This is a genomic window from Marinimicrobium sp. LS-A18 (assembly GCF_000463525.1).
GTDB lineage: Bacteria > Pseudomonadota > Gammaproteobacteria > Pseudomonadales > Cellvibrionaceae > Marinimicrobium > Marinimicrobium koreense.
In genome coordinates this window covers 95,794-118,239 of sequence record NZ_AWEP01000003.1, presented here as the reverse complement: position 1 = coordinate 118,239, position 22,446 = coordinate 95,794, and the positions used below count along the sequence as shown (strand labels likewise).

17 protein-coding genes are annotated in these 22,446 nt (G+C 56.6%); 7 read left to right on the top strand and 10 right to left on the bottom strand.

Translation table 11 applies throughout. The annotated features are described in order from the left end of the window. Nucleotides 1–4 precede the first annotated feature (4 nt). The 3 genes from N645_RS0106805 to N645_RS0106795 form a co-directional block, all read right to left on the bottom strand. Nucleotides 5–2,482 (bottom strand): ThuA domain-containing protein, encoded by a 2,478-nt coding sequence (locus N645_RS0106805; protein ID WP_036160396.1) that lies wholly within the window; start codon nucleotides 2,480–2,482, stop codon nucleotides 5–7. Nucleotides 2,483–2,666: 184 nt separating this feature from the next. Further along, complete coding sequence (locus tag N645_RS0106800) at nucleotides 2,667–4,640, bottom strand: 5'-nucleotidase C-terminal domain-containing protein (protein ID WP_024460754.1); 1,974 nt, start codon at nucleotides 4,638–4,640, stop codon at nucleotides 2,667–2,669. A 188-nt stretch (nucleotides 4,641–4,828) separates the two neighbouring features. Further along, complete coding sequence (locus N645_RS0106795; RefSeq protein ID WP_024460753.1) at nucleotides 4,829–5,236, bottom strand: GFA family protein; 408 nt, start codon at nucleotides 5,234–5,236, stop codon at nucleotides 4,829–4,831. A 197-nt stretch (nucleotides 5,237–5,433) separates the two neighbouring features. Between N645_RS0106795 and N645_RS0106790 the strand changes: the two genes are divergently transcribed. Next, nucleotides 5,434–6,018 (top strand): hypothetical protein, encoded by a 585-nt coding sequence (locus N645_RS0106790; RefSeq protein ID WP_024460752.1) that lies wholly within the window; start codon nucleotides 5,434–5,436, stop codon nucleotides 6,016–6,018. 13 nt (nucleotides 6,019–6,031) lie between these two features. After that, nucleotides 6,032–6,373 carry a hypothetical protein gene (locus N645_RS0106785; protein ID WP_024460751.1) on the top strand — a complete coding sequence of 114 codons (342 nt, stop codon included), beginning with the start codon at nucleotides 6,032–6,034 and terminating at the stop codon, nucleotides 6,371–6,373. Nucleotide 6,374: 1 nt separating this feature from the next. Here the strand turns inward: N645_RS0106785 and N645_RS0106780 are convergent, their stop codons facing one another. The 7 genes from N645_RS0106780 to N645_RS0106745 all read right to left on the bottom strand — a co-directional run bounded on the left by N645_RS0106780 (nucleotide 6,375) and on the right by N645_RS0106745 (nucleotide 17,013). Then, nucleotides 6,375–6,695: a HigA family addiction module antitoxin gene (locus tag N645_RS0106780; protein ID WP_024460750.1), complete on the bottom strand. Its 321-nt coding sequence runs from the start codon at nucleotides 6,693–6,695 to the stop codon at nucleotides 6,375–6,377. Between the two features lie 173 nt (nucleotides 6,696–6,868). Further along, a complete protein-coding gene (gene fusA, locus N645_RS0106775) occupies nucleotides 6,869–8,956 on the bottom strand; it encodes an elongation factor G (RefSeq protein WP_024460749.1) in 2,088 nt (695 codons plus the stop codon). Nucleotides 8,957–9,172: 216 nt separating this feature from the next. Further along, nucleotides 9,173–9,472, bottom strand: coding sequence for a DUF6122 family protein (locus tag N645_RS0106770; protein WP_024460748.1), 300 nt, complete (start codon nucleotides 9,470–9,472; stop codon nucleotides 9,173–9,175). 140 nt (nucleotides 9,473–9,612) lie between these two features. After that, a complete protein-coding gene (locus tag N645_RS17395; RefSeq protein WP_024460747.1) occupies nucleotides 9,613–10,452 on the bottom strand; it encodes a hypothetical protein in 840 nt (279 codons plus the stop codon). A gap of 195 nt (nucleotides 10,453–10,647) precedes the next feature. Next, nucleotides 10,648–12,105 (bottom strand): hypothetical protein, encoded by a 1,458-nt coding sequence (locus tag N645_RS0106760; protein WP_024460746.1) that lies wholly within the window; start codon nucleotides 12,103–12,105, stop codon nucleotides 10,648–10,650. 466 nt (nucleotides 12,106–12,571) lie between these two features. Beyond that, complete coding sequence (locus N645_RS0106750; protein WP_024460744.1) at nucleotides 12,572–13,849, bottom strand: ribonucleotide-diphosphate reductase subunit beta; 1,278 nt, start codon at nucleotides 13,847–13,849, stop codon at nucleotides 12,572–12,574. A 212-nt stretch (nucleotides 13,850–14,061) separates the two neighbouring features. After that, nucleotides 14,062–17,013, bottom strand: a complete 2,952-nt coding sequence (locus N645_RS0106745) for a ribonucleoside-diphosphate reductase subunit alpha (RefSeq protein ID WP_024460743.1) — start codon at nucleotides 17,011–17,013, stop codon at nucleotides 14,062–14,064. A 460-nt stretch (nucleotides 17,014–17,473) separates the two neighbouring features. Here N645_RS0106745 and N645_RS0106740 point away from each other — a divergent pair, with 460 nt between their 5' ends. The 5 genes from N645_RS0106740 (at nucleotide 17,474) to N645_RS0106720 (ending at nucleotide 22,400) form a co-directional block, all read left to right on the top strand. Further along, nucleotides 17,474–18,391, top strand: coding sequence for an AEC family transporter (locus N645_RS0106740; protein WP_024460742.1), 918 nt, complete (start codon nucleotides 17,474–17,476; stop codon nucleotides 18,389–18,391). A gap of 86 nt (nucleotides 18,392–18,477) precedes the next feature. Next, nucleotides 18,478–19,338 carry a formyltetrahydrofolate deformylase gene (purU, locus tag N645_RS0106735; RefSeq protein WP_024460741.1) on the top strand — a complete coding sequence of 287 codons (861 nt, stop codon included), beginning with the start codon at nucleotides 18,478–18,480 and terminating at the stop codon, nucleotides 19,336–19,338. A 70-nt stretch (nucleotides 19,339–19,408) separates the two neighbouring features. Then, nucleotides 19,409–20,311: an ABC transporter substrate-binding protein gene (locus N645_RS16700; protein WP_152521646.1), complete on the top strand. Its 903-nt coding sequence runs from the start codon at nucleotides 19,409–19,411 to the stop codon at nucleotides 20,309–20,311. Between the two features lie 126 nt (nucleotides 20,312–20,437). Next, the gene (locus tag N645_RS0106725; RefSeq protein ID WP_024460739.1) at nucleotides 20,438–21,031 is read left to right on the top strand and encodes a TetR/AcrR family transcriptional regulator; all 594 of its coding nucleotides are present in this window, start codon (nucleotides 20,438–20,440) and stop codon (nucleotides 21,029–21,031) included. A 175-nt stretch (nucleotides 21,032–21,206) separates the two neighbouring features. Further along, a complete protein-coding gene (locus N645_RS0106720) occupies nucleotides 21,207–22,400 on the top strand; it encodes a lipid A deacylase LpxR family protein (RefSeq protein WP_051174333.1) in 1,194 nt (397 codons plus the stop codon). Nucleotides 22,401–22,446: the final 46 nt, after the last annotated feature.

Genomic DNA, 22,446 nt, shown 5'->3' with positions numbered 1-22,446 from the left:
GGCGTTATTCCTCGCCTTCCGGTGTGATGGATAAGATGTAGGCCGCCAATTTTTCCCGGGTCTCCTGTTCCAGGAAGTTATGGGCAGGCATAGCGTGTTCGCCCCATTTGCCGGAGCTGCCATTGGCGATGGCGCTGGCGATGTAGGCTGTGGGGTCATCCAGGTCGCCGTATTTCTGCTTGATGGCCAGGAAGCTCGGGCCCACGGAGTCAGCGCGTTCCTGGTGGCAGGCCACGCAGCTGGTGTTTTTGGCGGCTGCTTTACCTTCCGCGATTTCAAGCTGGGCTTCATGCCCGATGCCGTCGTTGCCAGCGGCGGGGGTTGCCTCATCTTCGTTCAGCTCGGCCAGCTCAGCGCCCGCGTCGTATTCCACCACACTCAGCTTGGCTTCTTTACCGCCGGCCCACCACTGGGAGCCGTATTCCAGCACCCACAGGCGGCCATCGGGGGTAATTTTCAGGTCCAGGGGCCCGGCAAAGTCGACCGCTGGGGCCAGGTCCTCGATTTTGACCACATTGTCGTACTCATCAAGGGTGACCACCTTGATCCAACTGCGCATAAAGTCGCCGATGATCAGTTTGCCCTTATAGTAAGCGGGGTAGGCCAACTCTCCAGAGTCCGGATACACGCCGGCCACCAGGGCATTGCGGCCGCCCTGGCCCAGTTCGGGGAAGCGCTCGGTGTTGTTGTAGGGGTACCAGATCAGCGCCGGTTGGGCCGGTGGCAGCACCTCCAACCCGGTATTGCGCGGCGAGAAGTTCTCCGGCGCCAGGGGGTTGAACAGCTTGCCACTGGTTTCTTCCTCGTAGTCGTACATGCGGTAGGGAATATTGTTGCCCACCATGGTAGGCCAGCCGAAATTACCGGCTTCGGTCACCTTGTTGATTTCATCGTAACCGCGCGGGCCGAAGTCGGCCGTCTCTTCCTTGGCGTCGGGGCCGATATCGCCGTAATAGAGTGTACCGGTGCTGTCATCCACGGCAATGGTGTAGGGGTTGCGGGTGCCCATCACATAAATTTCAGGTCGGCCCTGTACTGGGTCGGCGAACAGGTTGCCCTCGGGAATGCGGTAACCGCCGTTCTTGTCCGGCTGGATACGCAGGATCTTGCCGCGCAGGTCCTGAGTGTTGCCCGCGCTGCGCAGGGCATCGTGATGCGTGCCTTTGGCGGTGTTGTTGATCGGGCCGGAACCGTTGGACTCGAAGGGGTTGGCGTTGTCCCCCAGGGCGACGAACAGGTTGCCGTGCTGATCAAACTCCAGGTTGCCACCGGTGTGGCAGCAGGTGTCGTCGTTGGGGATGTCCATCAACACCTGCTCAGAGGCCATGTCCACGGTTTTTCCGTCCACCTTGAACTGCGCTAGCCGCTGCAGCAGATCGTGCTCGCCGCTCTCGTCCGGGAGGTTGTACATGGCGTAGATCAGCCCGTTCTCGGCAAAGTCGGGGTCGAAAGCCACCGCTATCAGACCAAACTCGATGTTCTTGGCGGGCGCGAACACTTCAAACTCGGCCATTTCGGTCATTTCCCGGGTGCCCACATCCACCCAGAAGAGCTTGCCCTGGCGCTGGGCGATCATGGCGGCGCTGTAGTCCTCGGTGACATCAAAGCTCACCGGCTCGTTCAGGTCATCCACCAGGATGTCGCGCTTGAAGCGGCGGGGGTCCGGTTTCACCTCGGCGTAGTCCAGCGGTCGACGTTCGGCCAAGGCATACTCAAGCCCGCCGTCCAGGTGCTTCAAAAACAACGGTTCGCTGAACATCTCGATGGTATGGCCCAGGCCGGTGTAGAAGGCCCGCCCGCCGTCAAAGTCGTGGTACCAGGCGATGGGGTGGTAAGCGCCGTGCTGGCCGCCCTGGTAGCTGAGCTCGTCCAGTGTCAACAGGTCGGTGCGGCGGTCGGACAGCTGCTGAAAATCGTACCACTCGTCCGCCAGCCGGAACTGCGCCGGCAGCGTTTCGGTGGCCGGGTGATGGGGATTGACCACCTTGACGGTGGCTGTCTGGACGTCCGCCGGATCACTCGGGTGGGACTTGAAGGTCGCACCCAGCAGGCGACGATACCAATGCCAGTCGCCCTCGGTGTCCGCCGCCGAGTGGATGCCCACAAAGCCGCCGCCCGCTTGAATGTAGCGCTCGAACGCCAGTTGCTGCTGTGTGTTGAGCACATCTCCGCGGGTGTTGACGAACACCACCGCCGCCATCGTCTGGAGCTGTTCATCGGTAAACACACTGGCGTCATCCGTTGCCACTGGTGTCAGACCGCGTGCCTCAACCAGATCGGTCACTGCCTGGACCCCGGCCGGGGTCGACTCGTGCTGCCATTCGGGGGATTTGGAGAAGATCAGCACAGAGCCCAGCAGGTCGCTCGGCTGGCCTGACAAGGGCTTTTCGGCGCTCTGCTCAGAGTCGGAGCACGCAGTGGTCAAGGCGCCCAGGAGTACCAGGGCGAAAACAGCGAAAATACGAGGGGTATTTACAGTCATGGGAAAGTTCACATTGCCGTTGGGATGTTATTGCTCTCCTGTTTATTGGGTACAGGCTGAGTGTGGAAATCGGTAGGGTGCCACTATAAACCAGACGTGGGAGCGATGCGAGTCGGGGTGACTATTAGGGGGCAGGCATAAAAAAAGGCTCCGAAGAGCCTTTTACAGGGTAGATCAACCGTTTTTATAGGTTATCGTCGTTCGCGCAGGTCGCCACAGCACTGTGGTCGCAGCCACCGGAATCGATGTAACGCTGAGTGGAGTACTCGGCTTCGGGCAGTTTGATCAGGTTCTGGCCGTCAGCGGTCAGGGCTTCGACGTAATCGATAAAGCCCTGGGCGTATTCGGTGAAGGTATCCTCGTAATCCCCGGCGTCGAAGGGAATCGCAAAGGTATCGTAGCCATCCTGCCCGGAGGCGATAAAGTCATTGGTGACCACGGTGTAGGTGGCCGAGGTATCAATGGCGGTCCAGTCACCGGCTACCTGTGAGTTCACTTCCACGTTGGACACGCGGCTGCCTTTCTCCTGAGAGGCATCCACTTCAAAACGCAGGCCGGAGGCGTAAGGGTAGGAGCCGGAAGAGCCGCCGTTGTCGAGGGCATTGGCCAGCGCGTCTTCCAGCACATCGATAATCTGCTGACCGGTCATGTCCAGCGTCACCAGCGTGTTGGAGAACGGCAGCAGAGTAAACGCATCGGCAATGGTATAGGGGCCGGTTTCCACATCCACCCGCACACCGCCGCCATTCTGAATGGCGATGTCGGCCGTTGGGGTCACCGTGAGAAAGGCTTTGGCAACGATATTGGAGATGTCACTACCGCGCTCGTAGGTCGCCGAGCCATCACACAGGGAAGACCGCCCCTGTCCCGGGAAACGCTCCAGGCACAGGTCTTCAGCGCTACTGCCAATCACGGTCTGTTCCAGCACGCTTACCTGAGCGTCGTAAATCGACAACAGGTTGGTGGTGTTCGCGTCCGGCTGGGTAACCACCACTTCCGGGTGGGCGGTCAGCGCCCGGACCACGGAGAACTGATCCGCAGCGTTCAGGCTGCGCGTCTCTTCTTCGTTGTATTCATAGACAAAGTTATCGCTGATGGGCATCAGCGGTATACCCGCGCAGGAAGAGACCACACCGGCCTCGTCAAAGCTCACGTGAAGCTTGCCCATCAGGTGAGCGTACTCCCAGGCCTGAACCACACAGACGGGCTCGCCATCGGCGTTGTTCACCTGTGTCGGGTAGCCACCGGCCGGGTTAAAGCCCAATTCTGTGAAAGTCTCGTCGCCCAGCAGCGTGTGGGAGTCGCCGCCTACAATTACGTCGACGCCACTCAGGCTGGCTGCCAGATCGAGATCGTTCTGATACTGGTAATGGGTCAGCAGAACGATCTTGTTGACGCCCATTTCGGACAGGGTGTCGATGTTGGCCTGGGCCGTCGTCACCTCGTCCAGGAGCTCGGTACCCTCGTCGGGATTGGACGAATTCTTGGTTTTACCGGCGATATCAATGCCGATAATGCCAATCTGCTCACCGTCTCGTTCGACAATGGTGTAGGGCTCAATATAGCCGTCGGCAATGGCGGAATCCTCCGCCGGCTCCACATTGGCCGCCAGTGCCGGGGTTTCGCAGGCGGTGGAATTCAGGGCGTCCAGGAAGGTCGCCAGGCCGCTGTCGCCATCATCGAACTCATGATTGCCCAGTGCAAAGGCGTCGAAACACACCTCGTTCATCACCGCCGCATCGGCCGCGCCGTTGAACAGCGAGTAATACAGTGTGCCGGTAATGGCGTCCCCCGCGTGCAGCTTCAGGACGTTTTCGTGTTGCCCAGCCACCGTATTGAACAGGCTGACCAGCATCGGGAAGCCGCCGTAGGTCACCTCGACCTCGGTGACGGCATCGCCGGCCTCATTGGTGGCATCCACCAACCCGGTCACGTCGAAATCAAAACCCTCGGCCGCGATATGGGAATGGTGATCGTTCATGTGCAGGATGGTCAGGTCGATGGCTTTCGGCGCCGGTTCACCCTGAGGACCCTGTTCCCCTTGAGGGCCTTGCTCACCCGGTTCACCCCTCGGGCCGACGTCCCCGTCGTCGCCGCTACAACCTACCAGTACCGCCTGTGCGAGCAGGCTCAATGCAAATACTCTGAAAACGCTCATGTTGTCCTTTACCCCTGATTTAACGAAGTCGTCGATGGTCAGGGGATGTTACGGACGCATTTTGAAGCTCTGGTGACAGTGGGGACGGCGGGAGTCCGTTCACTGAAAATTCATTGATTGGTAACAAAACTGAAATGCCCGCTTTTGTAGGCCCAAGAGCGGGAACCGCCTAACGTCATAAGTTCAGGCTAATCGTCTTTATTGGAAAATTGGGCGATCAGATCATCACCACTCATGGTTGGGGTATCATTGGCGAACTCGTAAAAGTCCGGCTTTTCATCGAAGAACACCTGGCCACTCAACTGGAAGTCCTCACCGTCTCCGAACAACCCGGCCGGCAGCATATAATCTCCCGTAGGGAGCAGATGGTAAAACAGATGCGTTCCGCAGGTGGGGCAGAAGCCGCGCTCGGCCCAGTCGGAGGAGCGATAACGGGCTGGCTCCAGGCTTCCGTCGAAGGTAACCTCCGGCCCGCAGTGCACCGCAAAAAAAGGGCCACTGCCCCAGCGCCGGCACATGGTGCAGTGACAGACGTCGACGTTATGTTTGCTCTCGGCAGTAATTTCAATGGCGCCGCATAGACAAGAACCTTTCATAAGCCAATTCCTATTCGTTGAGTGATGCGACAACTGCCTTGACTGACAAATCGCCCGGTTGTCTTTCGCGACAGCTCGTTACGAGAACGGAGTCACATTAATCGATAGTGACCCTCAAGGCGCTTTAGAGTAACATCTGTCTGCTCTGCGTGAATAGAATATTCAGTTTTAGGATGTTACTTAAAAGGAGGTTGTCTATGAATTCCGCAATACTTGATCAGCTGCACGAGCTCCGCCCCGAAACCGGCATTAAAGTGCTGGGTGACATGAAAGGTCTTAGGTTGTACCTGCAAGACATGGGACGCTCACCTCTTTTGCTGATAAATCCCAAAATTGATCGAGGTAGGGTGGTGTATGAACCAGCCGTTCCTCTGCCGAGCTTAGCGTCCAAAGAAGGCCGCGTTGCACAACGCAGGGCCATGACACTACCCAATGTAGTTGAAGATAATTACACATTCATGCTCAATAACTCGCTGCTGGGAGGCCGGGACTATCCTCTTCTGACATCTATCGCAGGCTTCGGCGCCGGGCTTGTCTCGGGTGGGGCGGGGCTTATATTCAGTGCTGCAGCGACAGGAGTGAGTCTTGGTAAAACCACTCACCGGATTTTGGCGCGTGGGGGAGACGAGCTGTGGCAAATGGAGGAAATAGGAAAATCCAAAAAGGGGAGCTCTTACGTGCCCATGCATGTACTCTCATACTTTCTGGTTGATCCGTTTCGAGGCACAAATCATCGGAAGGTCTGGTTGATACATGAAGAGCGCAATGAACTTGTTTTATAGGAGGGCGAGAGTAATGATTAAATCTGTTGAACAGGCATATAAGATTTTCGTCGTTCTTTCTTTCCTGGCAGTGGCTGGTTGTAGCAATGGTCAGGCGGAGGATACAGTTAGTCCTTATGATCGCGTTTGCTCCATATACGAAGAAGAACTGGACGGTAAAGCTTCAGCGGGGCCTTCGACCTTTCAGAAGTTGTCGGACAGGCTGTCTGAAGAAGTTCCTGAGCTGGAGGAGCAGCTGAATCACTTGACGAATTTCCCTAAAGAGGGGTTTTATCTGGCGCTTAAAAGTATGGCTGAGCACCACACCGGAAAATCCTGGGAGTGTAAATTTATTAAAAATCGCTATAAGCATTAAACTAAAGGCTCCCGTTATCCAGTGGCTCGATTCGGGCCACCTCATCTTTAGCTGACTGGGAGGCCTCCCATAGATCAACGGCTCTCTGCGCGTTCAGCCAAAACTCGGGAGAGTTGCCAAACAGGCGGCCCAGTCGCAGCGCCATTTCGGGGCTGACCGAGCGTCGCTCGCGCAGCAACTCGTCCACCGACTGGCGAGAGACCCTCAGCAGCTCGGCTAGCTTCGCGACACTTAAGCCGTAATCCGGGATAAAGTGCTCCCTTAGCATCTCACCAGGGTGGGTCGGTTTGCGAAGAATACCCTCAGTATTGGGTATCGCCATAGTTGTCACCTCACTTCAATGATAGTCACAGACTTCAACGTTTTACCCCTGGAGTATAGTTCCTGGGTGGGGGCTGTCGACTAGCCTGACCGGTGAGAGCTATGCTTTCTGATACCCAAAAAAAAGCCCCACCAGCTTTCGCAGGCGGGGCTCCGAGTGACACCAATCCGAGGTTACTTTTCGGCGGCGGCCTTCTCTTTTTCTTTGGCGATCACGGCCTCGGCCACGTTGGCCGGGCAGGCCGCGTAGTGCGAGAACTCCATGGAGAACTGACCGCGGCCAGAGGTCATGGTGCGCAGGGTGCTGATGTAACCGAACATTTCTGAAAGCGGCACATCGGCTTTAATGCGAACGCCGGTGGCACCGGGCTCCTGACCGGAGATCATGCCGCGACGACGGTTCAGGTCGCCAATAACATCACCCACGTGGTCCTCCGGGCTGTAGACGTCAACCTTCATAACCGGCTCGAGCAGCTGCGGGCCGGCCTTGGGCATAGACTGACGGAAGGCGCCCTTGGCGGCAATTTCGAACGCAACGGCCGAAGAGTCAACGGCGTGGTAAGCACCGTCTACCAGCTCAATATCCACGTCCAACACCGGGAAGCCGGCCAGAGGGCCAGAACCCATCAAGGACTGGAAGCCCTTTTCAATGGCGGGGAAGAATTCCTTGGGAACGTTACCGCCCACAACCGAGGAGCTGAAGGTGAACCCCGTGTTCGGCTCGCCCGGCTTGATGATGTAGTCGATCTTACCGTACTGACCGGAACCACCGGATTGTTTCTTGTGGGTGTAGCTGTCTTCGATCTCTTGGGTAATGGTTTCGCGGTAGGCCACCTGCGGCTGGCCGACGGTCAGATCAACCCCGTAGGTGCGCTTGAGGATATCCACTTTAATATCCAGGTGCAGCTCGCCCATGCCCTTGAGGATGGTTTCGCCGGAGTCAGCGTCGGTTTCGACACGGAAAGAGGGGTCTTCGGCGACCATCTTGCCGATGGCAATACCCATCTTCTCGGTGGCGCCCTTGTCTTTCGGGAACACGGAGATGGAGATGACCGGGTCCGGGAACACCATAGCTTCCAGGGTGCAGGGGTGCTTGGGGTCACACAGGGTATGACCGGTCTGCACGTTTTTCATGCCCACAATGGCGATAATGTCGCCCGCGGTGGCGAACGACAGCTCATTACGCTCGTCGGCCTGCATCTCGACCATCCGGCCCACACGCTCGGTTTTGCCGGTGAAGGAGTTAAGGATGGTGTCGCCTTTGTTCAGTTGACCTGAGTAGATCCGAACGAAGGTCAGGGCGCCGAAACGGTCGTCCATAATTTTGAACGCCAGGGCGCGGAAGGGCTCGTCGGGAGACACGATGGCGTGCTCGCCGGTCGGGTTACCTTCTTCGTCGGTCAGCGGCTGCGGGTTCACTTCCTGCGGCGCCGGCAGGTAGTCGACAACGGCGTCCAGCAGCAGCTGCATACCCTTGTTTTTGAAGGCCGAACCACAGTAGGTGGGGAAGAAGGCCAGCTCCAGGGTGCCCTTGCGGATGCAGCGCTTGATGTCCTCTTCGCTGACTTCCTCGCCTTCCATGTAGGCCATCATCAGGTCGTCGTCCATCTCGACGGCGTTTTCAATCAGCTGGTCGCGGTACATCTCGACGTCATCCACCATATCGGCGGGTACATCGGTGATGGTGTAGTTTTCCGGCAGGCCGGTCTCATCCCAGACGTAGGCCTTGCGGGTCAGCAGGTCCACCACTCCCGAGAAGGTGTCTTCGCGGCCGATCGGCAGGGTCATGATCAGCGGCTTGGCGCCCAAAACCTTTTTGACCTGATCGGTGACGCGCAGGAAGTCCGCACCGATGCGGTCCAGCTTGTTGACGAAGATCAGTCGAGACACCTTGGATTCGTTCGCATAGCGCCAGTTGGTCTCGGACTGGGGCTCCACGCCGCCAGAGCCACAGAACACGCCGATACCGCCGTCGAGTACCTTCAATGAACGGTACACCTCTACGGTGAAGTCAACGTGCCCGGGGGTGTCGATGACGTTGAAGCGGTGCCCCTTCCAGAAGCAGCTGACGGCGGCCGACTGGATGGTGATGCCGCGCTCGGCTTCCTGTTCCATGAAGTCGGTGGTGGATTCACCCTCGTGCACTTCGCCGAGCTTGTGAATTTTACCCGTCAGCTTGAGGATACGCTCCGTGGTGGTGGTTTTGCCGGCGTCTACGTGGGCGAAGATGCCGATGTTGCGGTAAAGGGATAGATCAGTCATAGCGCTCTCTGAAGCTGGGTTGAACACGGGGGTGAAAATAGGCAGCGAATATACAGGAACGGGAGAAATTTTGCTCGTTGAAAATGACGATTTTTCGACCAGCGGCCCAGTTTTGGCCCCTCAGGAGCCAATTTTGGTCAAATTCGCCTCTTTTTGGCCGGTCCGAACCGGTGAAAGCGTGGTTGATGTGGGGGGGGGAAGCCTTATTCCTGGGGCTCAGACGAAGCGGTCTATTCCGTCCAGCGCCATGTGAATCAGCAGGCCCAGGCCAATCAGCCTGGCTTTAGGCCTGGCAGCCAAGCCGGCATAGGCCGCTATGGAGGGCCAGCCATGGAGCGGATGATAGCCGATACTGCAACGGTCAGGATCGTAGATGGGGTCAGCCAGTAAGTGATCGAGGTTGACCACCATAGTCGCTACCATGATCAGCCAGGCTTTTAGCCATTTATCTTTAAAGAACACTCGGGCGACGATCGCCGGAACCGCGAAATGAAGGAAAATGTGAAAAACCGACATGAATGACCTGGTTGGGATGGGGCATTTTCGGGTTAGTGGATGGGCAAAAGGGGACTCGCTTTTTCTAGCAAGGCCGAGCTTGAGTGCGATGTGTGCTCGGGGTTTTCAAGGCATGGGCGTCCAGCTGAAAAATCATGTGGTTATGATGCACTTTTAAGGTTAAATTCATTGGCTAGATCACCTAAATACTTTCTGTGATTTTTTGAGCTGCAGATCGCTGTGAATTTTTCAACATCTTTATATACGAATGAAGTGTCATAAGGGATACTTTTGGCATCGCAAAACGCTTTGAGACGATCAAGGTGTTCAGATCGCTCTACATAGACAGAAAACTCCATATAACTGTCTCCCGCTAGAGCGTTAGAAAGTGGGCTATTCTTTTTTCGTAGATAAATTCTTTTTGACTGGTCGGCATCCAATAAAGATCGAAGGCCTGCTTTGAGTTCATCTAGTTGATTTTCAATCAACGAGAATTTTTTGTCTGCTAGCACTGAGACATCTGGTGTGCCTTCGGGGAGTTTTATTAAATCGACGTCGACCACTCTATATACCGGGTTATCTGTTGTGTCCTCGTCAAGAGTCTTTGGGATCATCTTTCTTAGCTGATCCTTTAGCTCTTCAGCGCCGGTCATGTCGTTCTGGAAAAATATAGTTCGCTCATCACTTAGATCAAAAGGAAGGGTGGTGCCCTCTCTGGCAACCACAATCATTGGTTTCCGGGCGCAATGTCTAATTCCTACTTCATACATGACATTCGGGTTTAGGTTGGTCAAGTTGGCAATGACCAAATCAGATTCGATAATTCTCTTTATTACTTGTCTGGTGATGCTGCCTGTTTCAGATATTAGGTGTGCTGGTACTGGCTGTAGGTCAAATTCAGAAAGTACTGGGCTAAGGACGCTAGCGACAAGGCCGTCTGTTTCTCGTCTAATGTCTGATCCAGAGCCTCCAATTGGTGTGATAATGAAGCACTCTTTCATGTCATTCCTTACAGTTGGTTTTTACTCAAATAGTAAATGTCTTGGTTAAGTGTGCAAGCCTACTATTATTTCTATCTCTGCGTAGCTTCTCGAGTTCCATAGTGCCCTCTATGCCTCGATTCAACGGAGTGCAAAATCAACGACTCTGACTCCAGAGGTTTCTGTCGTTTTAAAGGGTCGGTGTTCGAAATCATTTTAAGTAAAGACTTTTTTTACTTTTTCCATTGATGAAATTAACCCGTCGACGCCTTCGTGAGCTGGAGTTTTATCTCCGTGTTTGCTGTCTAGTGTATCGGACGCATTTTTTGAGACTGCGTCAATGGCTGAGATAAGCAGCTTTTTCATTAATTCTGGATCTGTCTGATTTAGTGCTTCAATTTGAGTTTTGAAGTTCTGGTATGACTTTGCCAGAGCTTCCTTGTGTGCGTATTCTTGCTGCAATCTTAAGCTTTCACTTCTTCTTTTTGATGCGAAAAGTGTTAGCCATAAAACAGGTATGATGATTGGAAGTTTGTACAATATGTTTGAAAATAATTTGCTGAAGTTGGTAACGTCAACGAATCTCACATAAAGCCAACCTGCTTCTTGAGTTATGGATATGAGTGCAACTAACATTAATGTTGCGATAGAAGCATAGAATAACCTTGAATAGTTTTTGATTGGTTCATCAAATGATTTCTTAAGCTCATAGTAAGCCGAGGCTAGTCCCGCACTTGTGGCACCAGGGAGTAAGCTTTCAATTTCTTCATTTAGAGTTCTATATTTAAGCTCTTGCTTCTTTTTGAACTCGTCTAAGTGTTCTTTTCTTGCGTTAATCTCGTCTTTTAATCCGCCCTTGAAGTTACCTTCATCGTCTTTGGTTCCAAAAACATCAGCGTGATACTGCTTAAAATCCAATAGCTTACTCTTGACGTCGGAAAGCAATTGATTAATATTTTCAGAATCCTGTTCTGCTAGTTCTAGTGCATCCTTTATTTCAGATGAGATTGAGTTGTTCTCGGAGTCGCCATCAAATAGCTCCATTTTATACTGATTAAATCTTTTATAGTTTTCCTCAATGGAGCTCTCAAGATGAGTAATTCTTGTGTTTAGGCTTTCTTGTTCGGAGTCATCAAAATAATATGCTTCAAGCTCCTTTATTCTTTCATTGGCTGCTTCTGCCGCATTGGCCTTGTTGAGAGCGTCTTCGTTATGTCCGGATATTTCCGCTAATATTGAACGAGCCTTTTCATGAAAAGAGTCCATGCTTGAATCGATTACTTTTTTATATGCAGTATATGATGCGCTAGCTGACTTGGCGGCTTTTCCAGCAACAACTTGATACGGCCTCAGATAAGATAATAGGTTGTCTAGATGATTGTTGGCATTATTGATATGTCCAATATTTCTATTGTTTTGATAGTTGTTGATGTGCTCTAAGCAAGAGTTGGATTGAGAGTGGAAGTTGTTCCATGTCGTGATTGGGATTAATTCTGGATCGCAGGCTTCTATTAAGCTATCTAGGTATGTGACTACTTTTTTAAGGCGGGCAATTTCTTCGACGTTAGTTGCGACGGTCTCGTCGTCCACAAAGATCTTTTCAGTGACTGCTAGGATTTTTCTCCATGTAGATTGAAATCCATGGTTTTCAAACTGTTCAATCCAGCGGCTCATATAATCCTCTAAATTTCATCTTATATTTGCAAGAGCAAGAATTTAGCGCTAAGGCGTACAGTGCTGTCAGTATTCTTCGCCCCGATTGAGTTGGGTTTCTTTTATGCTAGAAGTATTAGTGTTGACTTGCTTTTCGCCCTAATGCGTTCACGAATTTAATATAGAGGGAAGTGCAGAAGGCCATCACACCCAAGTTATAATCAATTGTTCTATAAATGAAAGCCTGAGTTGCAGACATTCTCCCTATGGCGTTGATATATTGCTCTGTTGAATAAATGTTGGTGCTGTCCATTTTATGAAGTTTTCTGCAAAAGCTCATGGGCTTTGCAGCGAGGCGCAATTCAAAGCTGCGGGCCACCATAAGCAAAGCTCACTTGGGAATAGCGCGCCCTAAATACGCCTTTACGTGCCTAGCCCTCCTTGGCCAGATTTTGGGGGCTTGCGCGGAGGGATAATTAATTACCAATCAATCCCAGCTCAAAGCACCACCCGTCTGATACTCAATCACGCGCGTCTCAAAGAAGTTCTTCTCCTTACGCAGGTCCATGATTTCGCTCATCCAGGGGAAGGGGTTCTGGGCGCCGGGGTACTGCTCTTTCAGGCCGAGCTGCGCGAGGCGGCGGTTAGCGATGAAGTGCAGGTACTCTTCCATCATACCGGCGTTCATGCCCAGTACGCCGCGGGGCATGGTGTCGCGGGCGTAGGCGATTTCCAGCTCGGTGCCTTCCAGGATCATCTGGGTGACTTCTTTCTGGAATTCCGGGGTCCAGAGGTGCGGGTTTTCCAGTTTGATCTGGTTGATGACGTCGATGCCGAAGTTCAGGTGCATGGACTCATCGCGCAGGATGTACTGGAACTGCTCGGCCACGCCGGTCATTTTGTTGCGACGGCCCATGGACAGGATCTGGCTGAAGCCGCAGTAGAAGAAGATGCCTTCGGTGACGGCGTAGAAGGCGACCAGGTTGCGCAGCAACTCTTGATCGTTTTCCGGGGTGCCGGTGTTGAAGGTGGGGTCGCCCAGGGTCTGGGTGTGCTTGAGGCTCCAGGCGGCTTTGGCGGCCACGGAGGGCAGCTCACGGTACATGTTGAACACTTCCGCTTCGTCCATGCCCAGTGACTCGATGCAGTACTGGTAGGCGTGGGTGTGAATGGCTTCTTCAAACGCCTGGCGCAGGATGTACTGGCGGCACTCCGGGTTGGTGATCAGGCGGTAGATGGCCAGCACCAGGTTGTTGGCGACCAGGGAGTCGGCGGTGGAGAAGTAGCCCAGGCTGCGCATGATGATGCGACGCTCGTCGTCGGTCAGACCGTCGCGGCTTTTCCACAGGGAAATGTCCGCAGTCATGTTTACTTCCTGGGGCATCCAGTGGTTGGCGCAGCCGTCCAGGTATTTCTGCCAGGCCCAGTCGTATTTGAAGGGCACGAGCTGGTTGAGGTCGGCGCGGCAGTTGATCATCATTTTGTCGTCAACTTCGATGCGCGAGGCGCCCATTTCGAGTTCTTCGAGGCCGGGGGCGACGTCGAGGTGTTCGAGGGATTCTCGGGCCTGGGCGACGGCGTCGGAGACGTTGCCGTTGCTCTGGGTGGCTTCCGCGGCGGCTGCGGCCTGTGCAGGGGCGCTGTCGTAGCTGGCGGCCGGTTCCTGGACCTTGGGCTCGGGTTCCGGGGCGCGCGCGGGTTGCGGGGCCGGTTTGGCTTTTTGCGGGGTTTCTTCGGCGGCGTCGAAATCGTCCCAACTTAGCATGGCGCTTTCCTCTGTTGTTTGGTTTTGCGGCACGGTTTGGTGGCGCGTTGAGTTTGGGTTACGGCGGATGCGCTTTGCTTATCCGCCCTACGCGGACTTTTGGTGCCGCGTTGGGTTTGGTTACGGCGGATGCGGCCTTTGGCCTTATCCGCCCTACGCGGGGTTTGGGAGCGAGTATCGGTCGGTCCCAAACCCCGCGTCGGTCATTGCCGTTACTGGCAGGCTTCGCAGTCTGGGTCGTCCAGGGAGCAGGCCTTGGGTACTGGCGCGGCTTCGCCATTGCTCGGGGCTGTGCTGGCCGCCGATGCGCTGGCGGCGGCTACGCCGTTGCCGCCACTGGAGGACACGGCGTTGTGCGTGCCGGTGGTGATGGTGGATTTTTCGGTGGTGCTGGCGGCTAGGGCACGCAGGTAGTAGGTGGTTTTCAGGCCACGGAACCATGCCATGCGGTAGGTGATGTCCAGCTTTTTGCCGTTGGCGCCGGCGATGTAGAGGTTCAGGCTCTGGGCCTGGTCGATCCACTTCTGGCGGCGGCTGGCGGCGTCCACGATCCACTTGGGTTCAACTTCAAAGGCGGTGGCGTACAGCGCTTTCAGGTCGTCCGGTACGCGGTCGATGGGCTGCACGGTGCCTTCGTAGTATTTCAGGTCGTTGACCATCACGTTGTCCCACAGGCCGCGCGCTTTCAGGTCGTGCACCAGGTAGGGGTTCACGACGGTGAATTCGCCGGACAGGTTCGATTTCACGTACAGGTTCTGGTACGTGGGTTCGATGGACTGGCTCACGCCGGTGATGTTGGCGATGGTGGCGGTCGGGGCGATGGCCATGACGTTGGAGTTACGCATGCCGTTGGTTTTCACCTCTTCGCGCAGGCTGTCCCAGTCCAGGGTTTCGCTCAGGTCCATTTCGATGTACTTGCTGCCGCGTGCTTCGGCCAGCTTTTCAATGGAGTCTTTGGGCATGATGCCCTGGCTCCACAGTGAGCCTTCGAAGGTGGCGTAGCGGCCACGCTCTTTGGCCAGTTCGCAGGAGGCCTTGATCGCGTGGTAGCTGATCGCTTCCATGGAGATATCGGCAAACTGCACCGCTTCGTCCGATCCATAGGCCAGGCGCTGACGGTACAGAGCGTCCTGGAAGCCCATCAGGCCCAGGCCGATCGGGCGGTGGCGCAGGTTGGAGTTGCGCGCGCTGTCCACGGAGTAGTAGTTGATGTCGATGACGTTATCGAGCATGCGAATGGCGGTTTTCACGGTCTTCGCCAGTTTGTCATGGTCGAGCTTGCCGTCGACGATGTGCTGAGCCAGGTTCACGGAACCCAGGTTGCACACGGCGATTTCTTCATTCGCCTTGGTGTTCAGGGTGATCTCGGTGCACAGGTTGGAGGAGTGCACCACACCGGCGTGCTGCTGCGGGCTGCGCAGGTTGCAGGCGTCCTTGAAGGTGATCCAGGGGTGGCCGGTTTCAAACAGCATGCCCAGCATCTTGCGCCACAGGTCCAGCGCGCGCACTTTTTTGTACAGGCGCATCTCGCCGGTGTCGCACATACGCTCGTATTCGTTGTAGCGCTCCTCGAAGGCCTTGCCGTACAGGTCGTGCAGGTCCGGCACGTCGTTCGGGGAGAAGAGGGTCCACTCTTCATCGTCGAACACGCGCTTCATGAACAGGTCCGGTACCCAGTTGGCGGTGTTCATGTCGTGGGTGCGACGGCGGTCGTCACCGGTGTTTTTACGCAGCTCGACGAACTCTTCGATGTCCAGGTGCCAGGTTTCCAGGTAGGCACAGACGGCGCCTTTGCGCTTGCCGCCCTGGTTCACCGCCACGGCGGTGTCGTTGGCGACTTTCAGGAAGGGCACCACGCCCTGGGAACGGCCGTTGGTGCCTTTGATGTAGGCGCCCAGAGAGCGTACGGGAGTCCAGTCGTTGCCCAGACCGCCGGCGAATTTGCTCAGCATGGCGTTGTCCTGAATCGCGCCGTAAATGCCGTGCAGGTCGTCCGGTACCGTGGTCAGGTAGCAGGAAGACAGCTGCGGGCGCAGGGTGCCGGCGTTGAACAGGGTCGGGGTGGAGCTCATGTAGTCGAAGGAGCTGAGCAGCTTGTAGAACTCGATGGCGCGCTCTTCGCGGTTGTCTTCTTCCACCGCCAGGCCCATGGCCACGCGCATGAAGAACACCTGGGGCAGCTCGATGCGCACATCGTTGCTGTGAATGAAGTAGCGGTCATACAGGGTCTGCAGGCCCAGGTAGGTGAACTGCAGGTCGCGCTCGGCGATGATCGCCTTGCCCAGCTTCTCCAGGTCAAAGCTCAGCAGTTCCGGGGCCAGCAGCTCCAGTTCTACCCCTTTCTGAATATAGGCGGGCAGGGCCTGGGCGTAGTAGGTTTCCATTTCTGCCTGGGTGGCGAAGTCGGCCACACCCAGGAAGCTCAGCGCCTCGGCGCGCAGCTTGTCCAGCAGCAGGCGGGCGGTGGCGTAGGTGTAGTTGGGCTCTTTTTCCACCAGGGTGCGGGCGGTGATCACCAGGGAGGTGTTCACATCGCGCAGGCTCACGCCGTTATAGAGGTTGCGCATGGCCTCATCGAGAATGGCCTTTTCGCTCACGTCGGTCAGGCCGGCGCAGGCTTCACGCACGATGGTGCGCAGGCGCTGGGTGTCCAGCGGGGCCTTGCTGCCGTCGTCCAGGGTGACTTCGATGGTGGGGTATTCCGGGTCTTCGGCCTGGGTGTCGGCGCTGGCGGCCGGCTGCTTCTCGGCGCGCAGGCGGGCGTGCTCTTCGCGGTAGAGAACGTAGTCCCGGGCGATTTTGTGCTCACCGGAGCGCATCAGTACCAGCTCGACCTGATCCTGCACCTCTTCAATATGGATGGTGCCGCCGGAGGGCATGCGCCGCTTGAAGGTGGCAGTGATCTGGCCGGTCAGGTTTTCCACGGTCTCGCGCACCCGGCGCGAGGCGGCGGCGGTACCGCCTTCCACGGCCAGGAAGGCCTTGGTCATGGCCACGGCGATTTTGCTGGGGTCGTAGGGGACCACGGTGCCGTTGCGCTTGATGACCCGAACCTGGCCCGGCGCGGTGGCCGAGAGGTTGGAGGCGCTGCGCTGCTGCGATGAGCCTTCCGTGTGGGGCTGGGAGCCGGTGGTGGTGTTCTGTGAGTCGGTTTCTGTGTGCATGGACGTCTCCGCGAGCGATCTGAATTCCGTGACTGTAAGCGGTCACCCTGGGCAGGTGACAGGTGTTTGGTGAAACTGGATAACCCGGTACCGCGCACAGCGTGAAGCGTTGGGGCGGGGTATCGAAAAACCCTATATATAGGGGTACCGGGTGAATGCGCTACAAGATAATGCGCTTTGGGCGGGAATGCAAGCGGACAAAAACGGGGATGGCCTGTGGATAAAATGTGTGTAAATCGTCAGGTCAGTGACCACTATCCTGCGGGCCGTGTCCTCAGGGAGGGGTACCCTGAAAGTGGTGTAAAGTTGGCCAATGTGGGCTGAATAGATTTTTTTATTCTACCGGCTTTGGCTGTTATCGCCAAAAATAACATAGCGGCCTTTTTGCGCTAGTGTGTCGCTCGCATTCCGGTACAATGGGTGTTGACCGTCCTGACCACCACGCGACATTAGGAGCGACATGTTCGCGGAATTAGCGGCCATTATGGCCCCGCTGTTTATCGGAACCGCTATCGGCTACGGCTGGGTGCGCTCCGGTGCCGACTACCCATCCGAGTTTGTCTCCCGCGCGGTGATGAACATCGCCACCCCCTGCCTGATTGTCTCGGTCATGGCGCGGGTCGAGGTGGAGCCGAGCATCATGGGCGGCGTGGCCCTGGCGGCGGCCGTGGTGATTCTGAGCATGGGCGTGATTGGTTACCTGCTGACCCGCTGGCTGAAGCTGCCGCCGGTCCACTATATTCCCTCTCTGATGTTCCCCAATAACGGCAACCTGGGGCTGCCGCTGTGCCTGTTTGCCTTTGGCGATACCGGGCTGGCCCTGGCGCTGGCCGCGTTTATGGTGATGACCCTCAGTACCTTTACCGTGGGCATCATGATGGTGTCCCGCGCCGAGGGGCTGGGCGCACGGCTCAAGGCGCTGGCGCGCCAGCCGGTGCTCTACGCCATGGTGCTGGCGGTGGCGCTGTTGCTGACCGATACCACGCTACCGCTGTGGCTGGCCAATACGGTGGACCTGATGGGCGGTTTTGCCATTCCGCTGATGATTCTGACCCTGGGGGTTTCTCTGGCGCGCCTGAAGTTGGTGGCCTGGCGGCTGAGCCTGGCGTTCAGTACCTTGCGGGTGTTGGGCGGCCTGGCGCTCGCCTATCTGGCCGCGCGGCTGATCGGGTTGGAAGGTGAAGCACTCGGGGTGGCGGTGCTCCAGGGCGCCATGCCGGTGGCCATCTTCAATTACCTGCTGGCCCTGCGGTACGACCGGGCGCCTCAGGAAGTAGCTGCCATGGTGCTGATGTCCACGCTGTTGGCGTTTGTGGTGCTGCCGATTGTGCTGGTGTTTGTTCTGCCGCTGGCTGGCACTACCCTGGCCGCGCCATAAAGCACTTGAGCCCCTTGTCCGCAATCCAGTAGTCTTGCAGCCTTTCATCTATTGTTCATTCTCTATTCGATATCAGGAATTGTTCCATGGCCGGTGTGCGGGAAGTAGTACTTACCTTCAGTTGTCAGGATGCCCAGGGTCTTGTGGCGGCGGTGGCCAGTCTGTTTGCCCAGCGCGGCTTCAATATCCGCGAGTCCTCCCAGTTTGAGGATGTGACCCAGCGGCGCTTCTTTATGCGCACCGTGTTTGAATGCCCCCAGGGCTATGAGCTGCCCGCAATCCGCGAGCTGTTCCAGCCGGTGGGCGAGAAGTACGGCATGGACTGGGCGATTTACGATGTGGACTGCAAGCCCAAGGTGCTGATTGCGGTGTCCCAGTGGGGCCACTGCCTGAACAGCCTGCTCAACAACTGGAAGAACGGCTCCCTGCCCATCGATATCGTCGGGGTGGTGTCCAACCATGAAGTCATGCGGGACCTGACCGAGTGGTACGAGCTGCCGTTCCACTACTTGCCGGTTACCCCCGATACCAAGGCCGAGCAGGAAGCGCAGATCTGGTCCCTGATCGAGGCGCATGAGGTCGAGTGCCTGGTGTTGGCCCGCTACATGCAGATTCTCTCCGATGACCTGTGCCGTAAACTCAATGGCAAGGCCATCAATATTCACCATTCCTTCCTGCCCGGTTTCAAGGGTGCCAAGCCATACCATCAGGCCTATGAGCGCGGGGTCAAGCTGATCGGTGCCACCGCCCACTTTGTGACCGCCGATCTGGATGAAGGCCCAATCATCGAGCAGTCCGTGGAGCGTGTCTCCCATGTGAATCTGCCCGAGGAAATGGCGGAAATCGGTCGTGACATCGAAGCGGTGGTGCTCAACCGCGCGGTGCGCTGGCACGCCGAGCACCGGGTATTGCTCAACGGCAGCAAGACGGTGGTGTTTGCCCGCTAGAGGGTTGCCGGGTCGGCGCATAACCGTTAACTTGTCGGTCTATGTTGAATCACAATAAAGACAATAAAATATGCGACCGCTCCGTAAGACGCTGTTACTCGCTCTGTTGCTGGGCGCCGGCTCTGGCTGGTGCGCTGAGGGAAATGAGTCCTCGGTTATGGATGTCCGGTTCTGGGACAGCACCGAAGGGCGACTTAACTACGAGTACGAACTGCTCCAGCTCGCCCTGGAGAAAACCGCCGATGATTACCCCGCCTATGACCTGAAGCGCCACGACGAGGATTTTGGCTCGCTGCGCGGGCGTCGTGCGCTCGCCGAGGGGCTGCAGATCAATGTCTATGCGGCGCCAGCGCGGGATAAAGAGGGGCCGCTGGAAGCGCAGATCATCTCCATCCCGGTTCCGATTCTCGGTGGCCTGATGGGCTACCGGCAATTGATCGTCCGCGAGGACCGCTTGCCGGCCATGGCCGAGGTGACCTCGGAGGATCAACTGAAGCGATTGACAGTAGGGCAGGGGCAGCGCTGGCCGGACGTGGCCATTTTCCGTCGCAACGGCTATTCAGTGAACGACACCGGTCGTTACAGCAATCTGTTCACCATGCTGGAGCAGGACCGCTTTGATTACCTGTCTCTGGGCATCATCGAGGCGCGCCGGGAGCTGGCCAGTCACCAACCGGTGAATGGAGGCTTGGCGCTGGTACCGGACCTGTACCTCTACTATCCCTTTCCGGTGGTGTTTCATGTCAGCGCCAAAGCGGGTCCCCTGGCGGCTCGCCTGGAGCAGGGGTTAAAGCAGGCAATGCAGGATGGCTCGATGGAAGCGCTGTTCCAACGTCATTATGCTGAGGAACTGGCGGCCATACACGGTGAGAACCGGCGGCTGATTGTGCTGGAGGCGCCACTTCCCGATCTCGACTGGATACCCCAATCCCGGTTGCCGCCGGTCATGCGGCTCAGAACCTCGGCCCAATGAAGGCATCCTTTTGGGGTTTTTGACGAACGGAAAACGGGCTATTATGCCCTGGCCTATGGTGCTTATAGAAAACAACCATAAGCGATCCCCTTGTAAAACCAGACGACCGGTCATATATTGATGGGCATGAGCAAGCGCGAGTTAAAAAAAGACCTCTTACTGGAAGCTGGCCTGGGTGTCATGGCGACCCACGGTTATAACGGCACCAGTATCAAGGACATTGTCGACGCCGCCGAGGTGCCGAAAGGGTCTTTTTATACCTACTTCAAAAGCAAGGAGGACTTTGCGCTGGAAGCCCTGGAGCGGGCCACCGAGGCGCGCAACCAGGAGAGCCGGGCGTTGCTGGAAGATACCAGTCTGCCGCCGTTGGAGCGCTTGACCCGGTATTTCCGGGACTACACCGGCGCCTGTGACAGTGGCGTCACCGGCGGCTGCTTTATCGGCAACATGTGCCAGGAGATGTCGGATTCCAGCGAGGTCATTCGCCTGAAGGTGCGCCAGCTACTGCGCAACAATACCGAGGCGATCGAAGCGGTGCTGGAAGAGGCCCGCCGGCAGGGTAGCCTGAGCAGCCCGCAGCCCTCATCGGTGCTGGCGGAGTATCTGTTCAATGCCTGGGAGGGCACGGTCATGCGGATGAAGGCCGCCAAATGCCGCGAGCCGCTGGATGCCTTTCTCGCGCTCTTGCCTATCGTCGTCGGACAAGTAAACGCCAACTGACGTGCTGGCGGACCAGAACTCGTCTTTATACCCACAATAATACCCGCTACAGCGCTTCATAAAATGGTCTCCGTCAGTGGCGGGGCTGATAAGCGCTGCGCGGTGTAAGACTGTGCTTTTAAAGACGACTGGTCATCTATAGTTGATTGGAATCTGAACTTGGGGGAACACGGTAATGAATTCGGAGCAATTACAAACGGAAAAAAGACGACCGGTCACTTTATTTTGGGCGGCAACGCTCTGGACGGTGGTGTCGCTGTTGATGATGGCGGAGCCCGCCGACGCACAGACGCTGCAGGCCGAGGCTGTCCCGAGCGCTCGCGCCCAGGAACCGTTGCAGGTGGCCTGGTTGATCGAGGATCAAAAACGACCTGCCGCGCCGATTCGCTCGCTGCCTTATACAGAGCCGGAGCGTTCGAGCTGGGCGCTGGCCATTGATAATGATTACATCGCTCTGGGGGGCAAGGATCAGGATTACACCTATGGTTTCAATTTCACCTACACCGGCCGGTCCGCGAAAGACGGCTGGCTCTCTCTGGACGCGCCGCTCGGCTGGCTGGACTCGGCGTTGGGCTTTGAGCATCTCTCTCCCGTAGGGGTCAGCAAGCACAGCCGCGAAGCGGGGCTGTTCGGGTTTACCCCCAGCGAGATCGAGGTGGCCCAACCGCAGTATGGCGATCGGCCCTATGCCGGCCTGGTATACCTGGCGAACTCCCGAGAGCGGCTGGATATCCGCAATCGGGTGGCATGGAAAAGCACCTTGACCGTGGGGGTTCTCGGGCTTGATCTGGTGGGGGATGTGCAGAATGAATCCCATGCGATTCTCGGCAGTACGCCGGCCCGGGGCTGGGACAATCAGATCAGCGACGGCGGCGAACTGACGGCCCGCTACACCGTGGCGCGGCAACACCATGTCGCCACGCTGTTCGACAACCTGGAAATCAAAAGCACCGTACAGGGTTCCGTGGGCTACCTCACCGAGGCGAGCTGGAGTTTGTCGGTTCGTGGCGGCGACTATCACACCGCCTGGTCTTCATTTAACCCGGAGCTGGTGAGCTATGGCGAAAAATCCTCCTACACCAACAGCGGTATTTCGGTCGATGAGCATTACTTCTGGGGCGGAGTGTCGGTTAAAGCGCGAGCTTATAACGCGTTTCTGCAGGGGCAGTTTCGCGACAGTGAAGTCACTTTTGAGCGTAGTGAACTGCGCTCAGTCATGCTCGAAGCCTGGTTGGGTTATACCGTGGCCTTTGCGGAGGGGTATCGCATCAGCTACGTCGTGCGCGGCCACAGCTCGGAGATCAAACAGGGCCCCGGGGACCGCAATCTGTTGTGGGGTGGCCTGATTCTGGCCCGCACCTTTCGCTGATGATGCCCGTGCAGATGCCGCCGGGATATGTAAAGATGAGGAACAC

What these genes read in the sequence shown, in the direction of transcription:
- N645_RS0106805 (WP_036160396.1), bottom strand. Translation starts at nt 2,482, where the DNA reads ATGACTGTAAATACCCCTCGTATTTTCGCTGTTTTCGCCCTGGTACTC.
- N645_RS0106800 (WP_024460754.1), bottom strand. Translation starts at nt 4,640, where the DNA reads ATGAGCGTTTTCAGAGTATTTGCATTGAGCCTGCTCGCACAGGCGGTA.
- N645_RS0106795 (WP_024460753.1), bottom strand. Translation starts at nt 5,236, where the DNA reads ATGAAAGGTTCTTGTCTATGCGGCGCCATTGAAATTACTGCCGAGAGC.
- N645_RS0106790 (WP_024460752.1), top strand. Translation starts at nt 5,434, where the DNA reads ATGAATTCCGCAATACTTGATCAGCTGCACGAGCTCCGCCCCGAAACC.
- N645_RS0106785 (WP_024460751.1), top strand. Translation starts at nt 6,032, where the DNA reads ATGATTAAATCTGTTGAACAGGCATATAAGATTTTCGTCGTTCTTTCT.
- N645_RS0106780 (WP_024460750.1), bottom strand. Translation starts at nt 6,695, where the DNA reads ATGGCGATACCCAATACTGAGGGTATTCTTCGCAAACCGACCCACCCT.
- fusA (WP_024460749.1), bottom strand. Translation starts at nt 8,956, where the DNA reads ATGACTGATCTATCCCTTTACCGCAACATCGGCATCTTCGCCCACGTA.
- N645_RS0106770 (WP_024460748.1), bottom strand. Translation starts at nt 9,472, where the DNA reads ATGTCGGTTTTTCACATTTTCCTTCATTTCGCGGTTCCGGCGATCGTC.
- N645_RS17395 (WP_024460747.1), bottom strand. Translation starts at nt 10,452, where the DNA reads ATGAAAGAGTGCTTCATTATCACACCAATTGGAGGCTCTGGATCAGAC.
- N645_RS0106760 (WP_024460746.1), bottom strand. Translation starts at nt 12,105, where the DNA reads ATGAGCCGCTGGATTGAACAGTTTGAAAACCATGGATTTCAATCTACA.
- N645_RS0106750 (WP_024460744.1), bottom strand. Translation starts at nt 13,849, where the DNA reads ATGCTAAGTTGGGACGATTTCGACGCCGCCGAAGAAACCCCGCAAAAA.
- N645_RS0106745 (WP_024460743.1), bottom strand. Translation starts at nt 17,013, where the DNA reads ATGCACACAGAAACCGACTCACAGAACACCACCACCGGCTCCCAGCCC.
- N645_RS0106740 (WP_024460742.1), top strand. Translation starts at nt 17,474, where the DNA reads ATGTTCGCGGAATTAGCGGCCATTATGGCCCCGCTGTTTATCGGAACC.
- purU (WP_024460741.1), top strand. Translation starts at nt 18,478, where the DNA reads ATGGCCGGTGTGCGGGAAGTAGTACTTACCTTCAGTTGTCAGGATGCC.
- N645_RS16700 (WP_152521646.1), top strand. Translation starts at nt 19,409, where the DNA reads ATGCGACCGCTCCGTAAGACGCTGTTACTCGCTCTGTTGCTGGGCGCC.
- N645_RS0106725 (WP_024460739.1), top strand. Translation starts at nt 20,438, where the DNA reads ATGAGCAAGCGCGAGTTAAAAAAAGACCTCTTACTGGAAGCTGGCCTG.
- N645_RS0106720 (WP_051174333.1), top strand. Translation starts at nt 21,207, where the DNA reads ATGAATTCGGAGCAATTACAAACGGAAAAAAGACGACCGGTCACTTTA.